Here is a 14,487-nt window from a genome sequence, read left to right on the forward strand (position 1 = left end):
CAGCACCCGTCGGATTTCGGAGGGAGGCAATTCCCCTATTTTATCATTGAAGCAAGCGCCCACTCGCGCATCATGGAGTCAAGCATCGGACGCAAATCTTCGCGTTGCATACCCATGTGGAGCACGGCTTCCAGATATCCAGCTTTATCTCCAATATCATAACGTGTGCCTTCCAGCTCTAATGCGAGCAGTTGGTTCTGCAATGCTACTTGATGAAGGGCATCTGTCAATTGGTATTCACCGCCCGCTCCAGTGGACAGGTTTTCCAATATAGAGAAAATGGAAGGCTCCAACACATACCGACCAATGACTGCCTGCCGCGAAGGAGCCTCTGCCGAAGAAGGTTTTTCAACAAGCCCACCGACTTCGTGAATGAGACCGTTCTGGTGAGTGGAGTCAATAATGCCGTATTTACTTACATCCTGTTCTTCCACTGTGCGCACGCCGACCACTTGCTTGCCAGTCGCTTCGTAAACATCCATCATTTGACGAATCGCCGGGGTGGAGGAATTCATAATATCATCGCCCAGCAACACGGCGAAGGGCTCATCGCCAATGAACTGACGAGCGCAGCTGACCGCATGTCCCAGGCCGAGGGGTTCTTTTTGACGGATATAGTGAATGACTGCTTTACCCCCGATGCTTTGAACTTCACGTAGGAGATCGTATTTACCTTTGCTCTCCAGTACCTGCTCCAACTCCACAGACTTGTCAAAATGATCCTCGATGGCTTTTTTATTACGCCCCGTTACGATAATGATGCTCTCAATTCCGGACTTGATGGCTTCTTCTACGATATATTGAATAGCCGGCTTGTCTACGATTGGAAGCATCTCTTTCGGTAAAGCTTTCGTAGCTGGTAGAAAACGGGTTCCTAATCCGGCGGCTGGAATAACAGCTTTTGTAATTTTTCTCATAGAAACTCACTTTCCTTTCGTGATGGGGAACCGAATACCCAGTATCGGCTCCCGATATAATTGATGATCATTCCGGCTGCGGTCGCGATCAGCTTGCCTAAAGCAAGTGGCAGCTCGGTTCCAGTGTGAAGCACTTGCAGTAATAAGGAGGTTATCCCCAAAACGATCAGGTTGATGACGATAAATTTAGGTAATTGACGCTTATTAGTATTGTTTGATAGTTGTTTGTTGAATGTCCATTTGCTGTTCAAAATATAACTGTTGGCTGTGCCGCAGCTGTACGAAATGATCTGCGCCACAATAACCGGTACCCCGACCCAAGCCAGCAGCATAAAAATGATATAATCTACACCCGTATTCACCAGACCTACGATACCAAATCGGATCATAGGAAGCAGCTGGGCCATGCGACTTTTCATGGTTTAGGCTCCATGACCGGATTTGGGTCCGGTATATACCGCACTGTTGCCGCGCACTGTGCGTCCTGCCGAAATCAGACTGTCACGAGCTCCTTGCATGTACAGGGATTCACGGGGTTCAGGGGCTTTCATAGCATGTGTCGGACCGTTTTCGTATTGTCCACCCAGATGCTCACGGACAATGTAAAGCGGGCGTGCTTTGGTTTCGTCATAAATCCGTCCAACATATTCACCCATAATACCGAGAATGATCAGGATCAACCCGTCGAAGATCAGGCTGATGCTAATCATAGACGACCAGCCCTTCATCACATAGAAATCGGTGAAAAAGTTGAGAAACAATACGTACATCAGATACAGGAAGCCGGACATGGATAGAAGTGCGCCGATATACCCTGCCAGCTTAAGCGGTTTAATCGAAAAGGATGTGATTCCGTCCAGACTGAGCTTGATCATTCGTTTCAACGGATACTTGGTTTCGCCTGCGAGCCGCTCGTCGCGCTCATATTCTACAGCAGTTTGTTTGAACCCGATCCAGCTGACCAGTCCACGAACGAATCGGTTATTTTCCGGCAGCCGTTTCAATTCATCTATAACCTTGCGATCCATTAAGCGGAAATCTCCGGTATCGACCGGGATATTAATATCCGTTGATGCTTTAAGTACACGGTAGAAGAGGCTGGCAGACCATTTCTTGAAGCGAGTTTCACCATTGCGTTTGAGCCGTTTGGCGTAGACTACTTCATAGCCTTCCTTCCACTTGTTAGCCATCTCAACAATCAGTTCCGGCGGGTCCTGGAGGTCGGCGTCAATGACGACGACCGCCTCTCCCACTGCATAATCCATCCCGGCGGTAATCGCTAGCTGATGACCAAAATTGCGAGAGAAATCAATCAATACAATGGTGTCATCTCTGAGACTGAATTCCTTGATCAATTGGACGCTGCGGTCCGAACTTCCATCATTTACGAAGATCAGCTCGTAGGGCTCACCCATTGAGCCCATGACTTGTTTCAGCCTCCGATAGGTTTCCGTAATAACGGCTTCCTCGTTGTACATCGGAATAACTATGGAATAACGGATAGGTTCACTCATTCGTAGTTCCTCCTCATTTATAATGTGATTTCGTATAAAGTACCGCTTCCGCCAAGTTCGTCTCCGCCAGGGCCACCTTGACCATCCTGGGCGTTTGCATTGCTGTTTGTGGTGTCGCTTCCGCTCTCGGTTGCTTTAACGTCTGTACTTGTTTCGCCTGTTGTTGTTTTCCATTCATCTGTAGGGATCACTTTGCCGTGTTCTTTGATCCATGCAGTGACTTCAGAGTTACCTCCGTCCGGTCCGCCGCCTCCACCAGAAATCATGAAGTACTTCACTTGGCCGCTTTCGACCAGCGCCTTGATTTTATCGACGGTATAGACTGGATCGGAAGATACAAAACCATTCATAATAATTACTTTTTGTCCGGCCTCGACCAGGTAAGGAGCAGCCGTTGAATAATTACTTGCTGCGAAAAGGTAGGTTTCACCTGTGTTGTTTTTTTGCAAATAGCTCAACGTTTTTTGATCTAAACCTTGGCTGCCGTTTGGTCCCCCCATCCCTCTGGAGCGGGTAGAAGATTTTTGTTCCGTGTCTGTACTTGTTTGTGTGCTTGAAGTATTTCCATCAGGGCCGGAATTCTCTGTATTATTGGTCTGGTTATTCGTTTGAGTTCCCTCGGCTTGTTGTCCATTAGCGCTCTGGCCTCTATTGCGATCATTGCCACCCGGCATTCCCCCACCACCGCCGCCAAATTGAGTCGGTCCGGCTTGTGGAATCATGCTGTTCCCCCCGTAGACGATCGGTGTCAATGCCCAGTACACAGGGCCGATAAACATAGCGAGTACACTTGCAATGATGGCGAATCTTGTGAACTTCTCAGATTTCATTCGTGCTACTACCAATAGCGCCGTGCCGATGATCCCTAGGGTCAATACCGCGATGGACCAGCCGCTGCCAATGGTATCGTTGTAATTTTGCAAAACAAACCAGCTAAATACCGAGGTTGCCAATACTGCGGCGGGTAACAGCCAGGAGAGCCAGTTGGAACGCTCACGATACTGCTTCCACAATTCTACGAATCCTGCTCCAAAGAGCGCTGCAATTGGTGGTGCGAGCATAATCAGGTAATAATGATGAAAGAATCCTGCTACGCTGAAAAATGCAGCTACGGGAATCAACCAGGCCAGCCAGAAGATGACCTCTTTGTGCTTTTGTGTGATATTACGACGTCGAATGCTTGCAAGCAGACCGATGGAAGCAATCAATGCGAATGGAAGCAGCCAGCTGGCTTGACCTGACAAGGAAGATTGGAACAACCGCAAAGGTCCTTTTTCGCCAGTGCCGAACATGCCACCACCGGAATTTCCTCCCGGTCCACCGCCTGGTCCACCCTGGCCACCTTGCCAATCTCCAGGACCACTTTGTCCGTTACCGCCGAATCCGCCTGTTGCCATGTTGTTGGCACCAGAGTCATCCGTAGTGGTAGTGCTGTCCGATGATGTAGTCGTCTGAGCTTGATCTGTGTTCGTATTGCTGCTATTCGTTGTAGCGATATTGTCCCGATCTGTGCGTTCACCGCCACGATTGCCACCTGTACCCTGATCTCCTGTCAGACGGGACAGGCCGTTATAACCAAAGGCCAAATTCAGCACAGAATTGGTACCGCTACTCCCCATATAAGGGCGTTCATCTGTCGGAGTGGAGTCCACTACGACTGCCCAGGAGAGCGATACGATCAGGAGGACAACTGCTGATCCTGCCAGTGTTACTGCTTTTCGCTTCCAGTTAAACTTGGAAGCCAGCAGATAGAACAAACCCAGTGCGGGAACGATCATATAGGCTTGCAACATTTTTTCGTTAAAGGCGATGCCTACGACTGCGAAAGCAGCAAGGATCAGCCCGGTTTTGCTATTTCTAATGCCTCTGAACAATAGCCATGTTGCGAGCAACAGTGTGAAGACCAACATAGCGTCGATGTTATTCGTGCGGCTGACCGCTACGGCTATCGGTGTCGTTGCCATGGCGAAGGCGGCCAATCGTGCGGCCATCGTACCGAAGCTCGGTTTGACGAGCAAGTAAACGAGCAAGACCGATCCGACCTGAGCTAGCGCCTGTGGCAAGATAACGCTCCATCCGTGAAGCCCAAATATATAGGCGCTCAGTGTCTGAATCCAGAACACCACAGGCGGTTTGTCTACCGTTACTGATCCGGCAGAATCAAGTGAGGCGAAAAAGAAGTTGTGAAAGCTCTGTAGCATGCTTGCTACGGCCGTCGTATAGTAGGTGTTTACATATTTGTCTTGCCAGATGTTGTATCCGTTCAAAAATGCGGATATCAGCATAATGATGATCAGGGGGATGTCCGCCCTGGTCTTAAACCATTTCTTAATCATGTTCATTCCACTCCCTGTGAAAATTCTTTGTATTTATTCCATTGTTCTAGCCGCTATCTTCAGGACTGCGGAATGACCAGTCGCTTCTGATCTTGGCCCGGTGAACTACCGGCTTGCTATTATCATGCCATACGTACCTTAATGGGTTCTGAGCGCTCCCTGAACGTTAGCTGAAAGCTGAGCAGAGGTGCTTTTTTTGCGACAGGATTCAGGTATATTAGATACAGGTAAAAAATGAACCGACTTTTTTATGAGAAAAATGCGGCAACATGAAAGGGAAGATTAATAATGAATCCAATACACGGAGTTAAAATTATGCTGGCAGATGATGAGCCTCATATTTTGCAATTTTTAGAGCTTGGACTGATTAATGAAGGATATGAAGTTAGAACCGCCGAGAACGGGAGTGAAGCGCTCGATTTGGCAAGAGAGTTTCGTCCGCATGTAGCGGTGCTGGATGTGATGATGCCGGAAATGAACGGTTTTGAGGTGTGCCAAAGTCTCAAGGAGACGGAGGATAACATCGCGGTTATTATGCTGACCGCCAAGGATGATGTAGACGATCGGGTAAAGGGTTTGAAAATCGGCGCGGATGATTATGTCGTGAAGCCCTTCAGTTTTAATGAGTTGCTGGCTCGCATTGAAGCGCGCTTGCGCAATCAGTTCCCCGATCTGCTGGGCGAAGTGATTCACGGACCCTTTCAAGTGGATGATCGACGGAAGGAAATTAGTTATCAGAGTCAGGTGCTGGAGCTGTCGCCTACCGAATATGAACTATTGAAGTTTCTGGTGCTAAACCACGGGATTGTGCTGAGTAAAAGTCGTATACTGGACCGGGTATGGGGGTACGATTTTGGGGGCGAGGATAATATTGTTGAAGTGTACATCCGCTCCTTACGTGAAAAACTCAAAGACAAGGAGCACCGGGTCATTCGTACGCTGCGCGGTGTGGGATACCGGGTGGATCTGCTATGAAGGCGGGAGGAAAAAGTCGGAGAAAATATGCGCTCCGTTCTCTCCGGTCCCAACTTTTAGCCAGAACGTTACTCATTTTGGCTTTGCTGCTCGTATTGATTGGTTTTCTACAATATTTTCTGATGAAAGATTTTCTGTATCGTAGTCGGGCAGAAGCTATGGATACGCAGCTGAATTCAATTCCTGCCGATTTATTGATTAAGGATTCACAGGAGCAGAGTAGGGTAACCGCTCCCCAAGAACAAACTAATCGGAGGAATAATCGACCGGGGCCGTTTTTGTTCTGGCCGGATATGTCGCTCGCTTCTATAGATACAGACGGTACCTTCCAGAGCTTGTCCAACGAAAACGGACTTAAGCCGCCACGTCTCACCACTGAGCAATATCAAGCGATGCAGCAGAGCAAACGTATGCGTCACGGCTATCAATTAATCAGGGATGCTCAGGGGAAAGAGCAACTGGTTGTATTCCGTCCGCTCGGTCCACCTGACCGTTCGTCCGGTTTACTTCAAATGGGCGTATCCACGAATTCTATGCAAGAGCAGTTGATTAACCAGCTCCGCACCTTTATTTTATTGTCATTGATTGCGCTTGCGATTGGGTTGGCGCTTATGCTTCCTGTGCTGCGACGCACATTGGTGCCCCTTTCCAGGATGGTCGAGGCAGTCAAACGTATTGATGCGGGCAATCTGGCCGAGCGCTTTGACGCAGAGCAGGGGCAGTATGAGGTGGATCGTTTGGCAGTTTCATTTAACGGGATGCTGGAACGGTTGGAGCATTCGTTTGCTGCCGAACGGGAATTGCAGATGCAGATGAGACGATTTATTGCGGATGCTTCCCATGAACTGCGCACCCCGCTCACATCTATTCACGGTTTCTTGGAAGTGCTGCTTCGTGGAGCAGCATCTAATCCGAAGCAGCTTCAATCGGCACTAGAAAGTATGTACGGTGAATCCAAGCGGATGAATAAACTGGTCTCTGATTTACTATTGTTGGCTAAGCTGGACCGAACACCGGAGTTGAAACTGGAGGACATACCACTAGATGCGTTGCTGTTGGAAATGAAACCGCAGCTCCTTATGCTGGCAGGTACACGTAAGGTAGTTTTTGATATGACGGCAGGTATACGGGTGTTGGCAGAGGGGGATAAAATCAAGCAGGTAGTGCTCAACCTGTTTCATAATGCTGTTCAGCATACTGATATGGAAAGAGGTGTGATCCAGGTAAACCTGTCTGCGGGTAAGAAGTTGGTGGATATCCAAATTCGTGATAACGGACCAGGCATGAGTAAAGAACAGCTGGAGCGGATATTTGAGCGTTTTTATCGTGGAGATGAATCGCGTACACGTAGCTCAGGCGGGGCGGGCCTTGGTCTGGCCATTACACAGTCTATCGTGGAAGCACACGGCGGGAACATTACGGCTGAAAGCACACCGGGAACGGGAAGTGTATTCAAAGTAACGCTACCTTTAGCGGGAACAGTATAGTTTTTAAGATTATGGCGTAACATAAAAATAGCCCCCCGAACCGCAGCTTTGGTTATAACACGGCTCGGGAGGCTTTTCTATTGTTAGTTAATCAGCGAAGCTTTTTGTAAAAGTACATGTAGCACCTTGGCGGATGCCTCACGGGTTGTAGGTGCATTCGGCTGGAAGTAGGAGGAGCCTTTGATCGCTTCTCCGTTGATAATACCTGCTGCACTTACTTTTTCAATACTGTCCTTGGCATAGCCTGCAAAGGATGAAGCATCATGGTACGGTGTGCGTGCAGGGCCATCGGCTGTAGCTTTGATTTGAAGCAGGTCTACAGCTTTACCCAGCACGACAGCAATTTCTTGACGACTGATATTAGCGTTCGGATCAAACTTGTCGCTGCTGCGACCCGTAATCAAACCAGCTTCATAAGCGGCTGCTACATCGCCGGAGTACCAGCTACCTGCCGGGATATCACTGAATGGTGCAGCAGTACCTGGTGTCAGGCCGAGTGCTCGGGTTACCAGGGCTGCAAATTCTGCACGCGTCACGTTCTTCTTCGGTGAGAAAGTCGTGTCAGTCGTGCCGTTAATCAGCAACTTGTTCGCCAGTGATTGAATTTCCGATTGGGCATACGACGATGAAATATCTTCAAAGCTAACGGGACGTGTCGCCGCTGCATACGTCGAGAAGCCCGGACGGCTTACCTTGACGACGGTAGATCCATCAGCCTGCTTGGTGAAGACGGATGGAACGGGATAGACATTTCCATTTGCCGTGTAGAGTACACCGGCTGTATTGGAATCAATTTGACCAGGTACGGTAAAGGATCTGCTAATAAACTGTCCTGGAGCAACTTTGAGCGATTGACTCTTGCCACCAGTGACAACATTAGCTTCAAACCCTACCGGGGTGCCGATCACATTGGAGCCTTTCAGTTTACTTGTAAAAGTGTTGCTCGCCTCTGCCTGGCTGCTGATTACCACTTCAATGCCTGCACCAGCAGGAACATTTTTCAGAGCGGATACTGGCAAAGCCAGAGAAGAACCTGTATTGCTTACAATCAAGCTGCTTCCTGCTGAAGCCTTGCCCAGCGTTACCAGTTGTGTGGAAGTGAGCGATGCCTTCGTCGTTTGGCCTGCTTGGCTAGTAGCCGACAGTACAATAGCTGTCGGGCTGGAACCTGCTGCTGTCACGGCAGCCTGCAAATCTGCATCGGTTACTGTCAGCGACTGTACATTATTGTTCAATGCAACGGCTGTAGTGATAGTTTTAACAGCCTGTCCTTGTTTCACAACGCTTTGAAGTGAAGGTGCAGATGTAGGGACAGGAGTGGATGTGTTCGTTGTAGCAGAAGGTGTAGTATTGCTTCTACCGCCACCTCCACCACCTCCGCCTCCACCACTACCGCTAGATGCGGCGCTATTATCCACGCGAATAGCTTTAGTGGCGGTGAAGAGTTTAGGGCCGTCGGCATTGCGTACGACTTCGCCGTCTTTATTCAGTTCTGGAGAACTGACTTCCAGCTTGTATACGCCGTCCTTCAAATGCTGAATCACGGGCTGACCATTAGCATCCAGAACAGGTTTTCCCTTGTCATCTAATTCGACGTAACTTCCGTCAATATCCTTGAAGGAATATGCACCTTGTTTGAGGCGAGCATTGTCACCTTGTTCCTTGGAGGTCGTAATTCCATCGATCAGACCGATTAATTTATCATCTACGCCGTATACATAAAGCGCGATCTGGTTGGTTTTATCTGTGGTCAGGCGGAATGTCAAATCTGTTGAACGTTGAGCACCTGTACGACTCGGATAAATAATCGGGTTGGTGACACTCAAGTCCTGCAAGCCGAAGCCAGTTGTAGGATTTTCTTTGCCCACATGAACGACGAACGGCAGATGAAGTGTTGGCAGTCCGGCGCTTTTCAGAATAACTTCCCCTTCATATACACCTGTGGCTGCACCCGAATTTGGTTGTACAGACAGGAAGAACGGTTGCGATTTACCCGGTTCTGCCGAGATTGCTCCATTCGCGCCCACACCTTGCAACTGAACGGCAATGTTGCTCACGTCAGGTGTAGCAATCGGTTGAGTTGGATCAGAAGTTACATTATCATGTAAAACGGTGCTGGCTTCATATTGCACAGTGTTAGCCGACAAGTTTTTGAGTTGAAGCTGAATCTGCTTCGCATCACTACCAGGTCGTAACACCCCGAAGCTGGCGGAAGGATTATAATTCACAACCTCCTGCCGATTAAAGTTTTTGTCGAGAATCGTAATCTTTTCGACGGTTTCCAGCAGGGCTGGCGTCTGAATCGCATTAGCGATGTTTACAAGGCCTGCACCTTGGGAATACACATCATATTGGATTTTATCCTCATCAAAGAGTGTAATCGAAGTGTTGGCGAGCGCAGCGCGGATATCAAACGGTGTCCAGTTCGGATGCTGCTGCTTCAGCAGTACAGCAAGTCCAGCCACATGTGGAGACGCCATACTTGTACCGTTGCTACGTTTGTAAGCCTGCTCATACGATGCATCTGGATAGAACTTGGCGAAAGCAGGGTAGGTTGATAAAATGCCAACCCCCGGTGCGCTCACGTCTGGTTTGATACTGAGCAGTTCATCTCCGTTCGGTCCGCGGGAGCTGAAATCGGCCATGGTATTACCTGCATTATCTGTGCGAATATAGTCTGCTCCAAAGGAAACTGAGAACTTTTCTCCAGCGTTGTCTACGATTTGTTTAGCCAGTGCACGGCCTTCCTTACCTTTCATGTCAAAGGTTGGAATAAAGTCAAAGCTGTCACCCAAATTGGAATTAACGTAGTCATCGCGACCTGAAATACTTTCCCCTAAATCAGCTTTGGTGATGTCGCCCGCTTTCGTATTCCCATTAAAAACGATAACAGCCTTCGCGCCGTTTTTTTTCGCATTTGTGATTTTATCCACGAATGCCAAGTTGCCGCGTGAAACGAGGACGATTTTTCCTGCTAAGTCTTTCCCTTCAAAATCATCAGGTTGTCCCAGATTCGCATATACGAGCTCATAAGGGGCAGTTCCCAAAATGGAGGAAAAGTCTTCTCTGCCTGTCTCCCAGCCCATCAAATTAAAATCATAATGTGCATAAGCATCATTAGTTACGGTCTTTTTCAATTCACCGTTAGCCTCCCAATAGGTGTCACGGGTGACCGAAGCTGTACCCGAGAAGCTTTTGCTCGGCGAAGTAGCTGCACCGACGGAAATCGCCAGCTGTGATGTTGCGGGAGAACCCATGGAATAAAAATAAGGGCCATCCTGTGCCGCATTACCATTCGCTATGACCGCGACTACGCCGGAAAGTACAGCATTATTAATAGCAATGGAATCCGGGGAGTTCGGGTCCTTTTCGGAATCCGAGCCCAGCGACAGGTTAATGACGTTCATACCATCTTTGACAGCGCGTTCAATGCCATCAATGACCTGTGCGGAGGAACCGGAGGAACGACCCGTCTTGGTATTGCGTCCAAGCACTTTATACACGTATAAGTCCGATTTATAGGAAATACCCTTTTGTACAATATCTGAGGATTTATTTGCGGCTTTACCGGCAATCGTGCCAGAGACGTGAGTACCATGTGTCGTTCCGCTAAAACCTGTGCCGTATGGGTCATTCTCTTTTTCAAGGAACGGTTCCTCGTAAGGATCGTTGTCCTGTTCAAAAGAGTCATATCCGCCTTTATAGGCTTCTTTCAAGTCCGGATGCTCATAATCGATACCGGTATCAATAACCCCGACCTTGATTCCCTCGCCATTCAATCCTTTGGCCCAGGCTTCAGGAACACCAATCTGGTCCAGCGGTGCGTTATCATAAGTGGCTTCACTGGCTGTAAGTGTTGGCGGGTCCTGTACGGGGATGGAATAATACGTTTTGTTTTCATGAATGGATTTTACGCCTGGCAGTTTAGCCAGTGCTGGAATCTTATTGGCTGGCAATGTGACCTCCAAGCCGTTAAGCACTGTGTTGTACTGGTAATTCACCTGGAGAGAAATACCATGCTCAGCGGCTTGGTCCACGAACGTAGTTTGCTCGTTGGCAATCGCGGATTCCGCTTTTTGCTCAGATTGAGCTGTGAAAGCTTGGACGCCTGAACGTGCCGCATATTTGTCTACGGCTAAGGGCTCACCATCAAGCTGTACGATGACTCTGACCTGGCGGGAAGAGTCTGTACTTAGCTCTGGCGAAATGAAGGCCGGAGCCGCCTCAATAGTCAATGCTTGCTGAGCTTCCAAAAATGAGTTGAGTTGTAGATCTGCGGTAGCAGCAGAACTGACAGACGGCAGAGACAAGCTTACCGTCAAGGCAAGAGCGAGTGATACGACAGGTATTTTTTTCAAAATGATCGGCTTTTTCAAAGATTTCCCTCTTTTCAATCAAAATATGATATGTCTACATACTAGGATTTGAAGCCACTGCCGTTGTTCTCACGCCTCCCTTAATATCTAAAATAATAGAATTGACCACTGGTGACTAACTTGCCAGTTTTGAGGCATATCTTACCATATTGGTGGGATATATTACTATATGTTTTTTATATTTTTAGAAAAAATAAGGGTAACATTACATGTAGATTCCATGGAAATGTTATGAATTTACTAGATTATTTTTGAAAACAATCAAAGGGGAATGGGAGAATGCGAGATTTAATGATATAATCTGCATTGGAATTGTTGAGGTTTCACAATCATGTAAAATGCCTAAGGCAAAGGAGTCGATTATGTTGGCAAAAACGTTGATTTTCGGGCATAAAAATCCGGATACGGATACCATTTGCTCAGCTATTGCTTATGCAGACTTAAAAACCAAACTGGGCGCGGACGTAGAGCCGGTTCGTCTGGGCGAGGTGAACGGGGAAACCCAGTATGCACTGGATTATTTCAAAGTGAGCGCGCCACGTCTGGTTGAGCAGGTTGCTGCTGAAACGGACAACGTCATTCTGGTCGATCATAATGAACGCCAGCAAAGCGCCGCTGATATTGACAAGGTACGTGTAACTGAAGTCATCGACCATCACCGGATCGCTAACTTTGAAACAAGCCAGCCGTTATACTTCCGAGCTGAGCCAGTGGGTTGCACAGCCACCATTTTGAACAAGCTCTACAAGGAAAATGGTATAGCGATTCCGAAAGAAATCGCAGGTCTAATGTTGTCCGCGATTATTTCCGATTCCCTGTTGTTTAAATCCCCAACTTGCACGGATCAAGACGTAGCTGCTGCTCGTGAACTGGCTGAAATTGCTGGTGTAGATGCAGATCGTTACGGTTTTGACTTGCTTAAAGCGGGAGCTGATTTGAGTGGTCATACCATTGAACAGTTAGTAAGTCTGGATGCCAAAGAATTTCAGATGAATGGTCGCAAAGTGGAAATTGCTCAAGTGAACGCAGTAGACGTCAACGATGTGCTATCGCGTCAAGCTGACCTAGAAGCTGCATTATCCCAAACCATTGAGGCCAAAAATCTCGATCTGTTCCTGTTCGTTGTAACAGACATCGTGAACAGTGATTCCATTGGTATTGCCATGGGAAGCCAAGCACAAGCGGTTGAGAAAGCCTATAATGTTCAGTTGGACGACAATAAGGCTGTTCTAAAAGGCGTTGTATCGCGCAAATCGCAAATTGTGCCTGTATTGACTGACGCTTTTAACAGTTTGTAATGATAAATAATAAGCCTCCTGAGCCCGACTGCATAATGGCAGTGGAAGCAGGAGGCTTATTTTTATTTCTTCAGTTCTGCCAGGACATCTCCGATGCGGAATTCAAATGCCAATTTCAACTGATCGCTCATCAGATGCCAGGCGTTTTCAGCTACAGCGAGATCGCCGCTATGAGTAAAGGCATGTGCGGCACCCATGTATTTTTTATACTTCACGGGGACATCTGCTTCAATCAGCCGTTTGGCATACAACTCGGCTTCGTCAGCCAAGGAGTCCAACTCCGCGGTTATGATCAGAGCAGGAGGGAGATTATGTAGTGATTCTGCAAAAATGGGGGAAACCAACGGATTTCGCGCCTCATCTGGTGAGTTCAGATAACTTTCATTAAAGATCTTTGCTACTCGTGGCGGGATCCCCTTCTCGAATTGGGGTTTCAATTTGGGATCTGTAGCAATATCCAGTGGTGGGTAATCCAGTACCTGATATACAATCGGAAATTCCTTGCGCTCCCGGGCCATAAGACACAGCGCTGCCGCTAGATTGCCACCCGCACTGTGTCCCCCGACCGCAATGCGTTGAGGATCTACGTTAAGCACATCAGGATGCTTGTACAACCATTGGGTCACCTCATAGCTTTCCTGTAGCGGGATAGGGAATTTATGTTCTGGGGCCAAGCGATAATCGACATTAACGACGACGCAATTCGCACGTTCAGCAATGACCGGGCACCAGGGATCATCCATTTCGGCGCTACCCATTACAAAACCGCTGCCATGGAAATTAACGAATACAGGGAGTGGATCAGCAGACCGGTGAGAAGGTTCATATACAATCACCCTGGAGTCACCAATAGAGGTGGGGATGATCCTTTCCTTCCGATGTACTTTGGGAGAATGCGAAGGTTTGAAATCGGACGCAGCTACCATTCTGCCAGCCGATATGCGAGCAAGTTTGACGAACAGTTTTTGTCTCAGTCTTCGCACCATTTTTCTCTCTCCTCTCTGGAGTCGGTTAGACGCGAACCTTTAACATCTTCAAACGCAGAACGTACGCGTGACAAATAGGTTTGGAACTGACAGATTTCCGACTCACTAAAGTCTGACATCAGACGTGAAGCCAGCCCTACGAAAAACGGATCCATCTGTTGAATTTTACTTCTTCCTTTATCGTTCAGGGACACGAACACTCCCCGCTTGTCATTGGGATCGTCATATTTATTAATGAATCCCTCTTGTTCGAGAGAAATAACCATAGAACTGATTGCTGCCCGGCTTACACCCATCTTATCAGCCAAAGCAGAAGGAGATGACATTTCATCTCTTTGCGCTGAAAGTACACAAAGCGCAATATATTGCCCGTAGGAGAGACCAAATTCACGTGAACGTTTTTCCATATTTTTGCGTATTTCATACGTTATGGAAAATAAATCTACCAAAACACCAATCGGTTTATTGCCACCTGGAAAGAGATTATAGGCCAGTTGACGAATTTCGGAGTCCAAAAAAAAGAACATGCGATCCACCTCGATGTAGTTAATTAGTTAACTGTAATTTAATTAACCACTGGTTGCAATGATTTATACAA

Annotated in this window: 10 protein-coding genes; 3 read left to right on the forward strand and 7 right to left on the reverse strand. The window is 47.8% G+C overall.

Going from position 1 to position 14,487, the window contains the following annotated elements:
* Positions 1–35 precede the first annotated feature (35 nt).
* Genes galU through AOU00_RS14355 form a run of 4 tightly spaced genes read right to left on the reverse strand, consistent with a single transcriptional unit; the run spans position 36 to position 4,767 of the window.
* Positions 36–917, reverse strand: a complete 882-nt coding sequence (gene galU, locus AOU00_RS14340) for a UTP--glucose-1-phosphate uridylyltransferase GalU (RefSeq protein WP_069290881.1) — start codon at positions 915–917, stop codon at positions 36–38.
* Positions 914–1,336 (reverse strand): GtrA family protein, encoded by a 423-nt coding sequence (locus tag AOU00_RS14345; protein ID WP_069290882.1) that lies wholly within the window; start codon positions 1,334–1,336, stop codon positions 914–916. Before AOU00_RS14345 ends, galU begins: the two co-directional genes overlap by 4 nt.
* Before the next feature lie 3 nt (positions 1,337–1,339).
* Positions 1,340–2,431 (reverse strand): glycosyltransferase family 2 protein, encoded by a 1,092-nt coding sequence (locus AOU00_RS14350; RefSeq protein ID WP_069290883.1) that lies wholly within the window; start codon positions 2,429–2,431, stop codon positions 1,340–1,342.
* 17 nt (positions 2,432–2,448) lie between these two features.
* The gene (locus AOU00_RS14355) at positions 2,449–4,767 is read right to left on the reverse strand and encodes a glycosyltransferase family 39 protein (RefSeq protein ID WP_069290884.1); all 2,319 of its coding nucleotides are present in this window, start codon (positions 4,765–4,767) and stop codon (positions 2,449–2,451) included.
* A 288-nt stretch (positions 4,768–5,055) separates the two neighbouring features.
* Between AOU00_RS14355 and AOU00_RS14360 the strand changes: the two genes are divergently transcribed.
* Positions 5,056–5,742: a response regulator transcription factor gene (locus tag AOU00_RS14360; protein ID WP_069290885.1), complete on the forward strand. Its 687-nt coding sequence runs from the start codon at positions 5,056–5,058 to the stop codon at positions 5,740–5,742.
* Positions 5,739–7,229 (forward strand): sensor histidine kinase, encoded by a 1,491-nt coding sequence (locus tag AOU00_RS14365; RefSeq protein ID WP_069290886.1) that lies wholly within the window; start codon positions 5,739–5,741, stop codon positions 7,227–7,229. Before AOU00_RS14360 ends, AOU00_RS14365 begins: the two co-directional genes overlap by 4 nt.
* Before the next feature lie 83 nt (positions 7,230–7,312).
* Here AOU00_RS14365 and AOU00_RS14370 read toward each other — a convergent pair whose 3' ends face one another.
* Positions 7,313–11,605: a S8 family serine peptidase gene (locus AOU00_RS14370; protein ID WP_069290887.1), complete on the reverse strand. Its 4,293-nt coding sequence runs from the start codon at positions 11,603–11,605 to the stop codon at positions 7,313–7,315.
* A 365-nt stretch (positions 11,606–11,970) separates the two neighbouring features.
* Here AOU00_RS14370 and AOU00_RS14375 point away from each other — a divergent pair, with 365 nt between their 5' ends.
* Positions 11,971–12,903 carry a manganese-dependent inorganic pyrophosphatase gene (locus AOU00_RS14375; RefSeq protein ID WP_069292051.1) on the forward strand — a complete coding sequence of 311 codons (933 nt, stop codon included), beginning with the start codon at positions 11,971–11,973 and terminating at the stop codon, positions 12,901–12,903.
* A gap of 62 nt (positions 12,904–12,965) precedes the next feature.
* Here the strand turns inward: AOU00_RS14375 and AOU00_RS14380 are convergent, their stop codons facing one another.
* A complete protein-coding gene (locus AOU00_RS14380; protein ID WP_069290888.1) occupies positions 12,966–13,889 on the reverse strand; it encodes an alpha/beta hydrolase in 924 nt (307 codons plus the stop codon).
* A complete protein-coding gene (locus AOU00_RS14385; RefSeq protein ID WP_069290889.1) occupies positions 13,874–14,416 on the reverse strand; it encodes a MarR family winged helix-turn-helix transcriptional regulator in 543 nt (180 codons plus the stop codon). The genes AOU00_RS14380 and AOU00_RS14385 overlap by 16 nt, the downstream gene beginning before the upstream one ends.
* Between the last annotated feature and the right edge of the window lie 71 nt (positions 14,417–14,487).

The organism is Paenibacillus polymyxa (genome assembly GCF_001719045.1).
GTDB lineage: Bacteria > Bacillota > Bacilli > Paenibacillales > Paenibacillaceae > Paenibacillus > Paenibacillus polymyxa_B.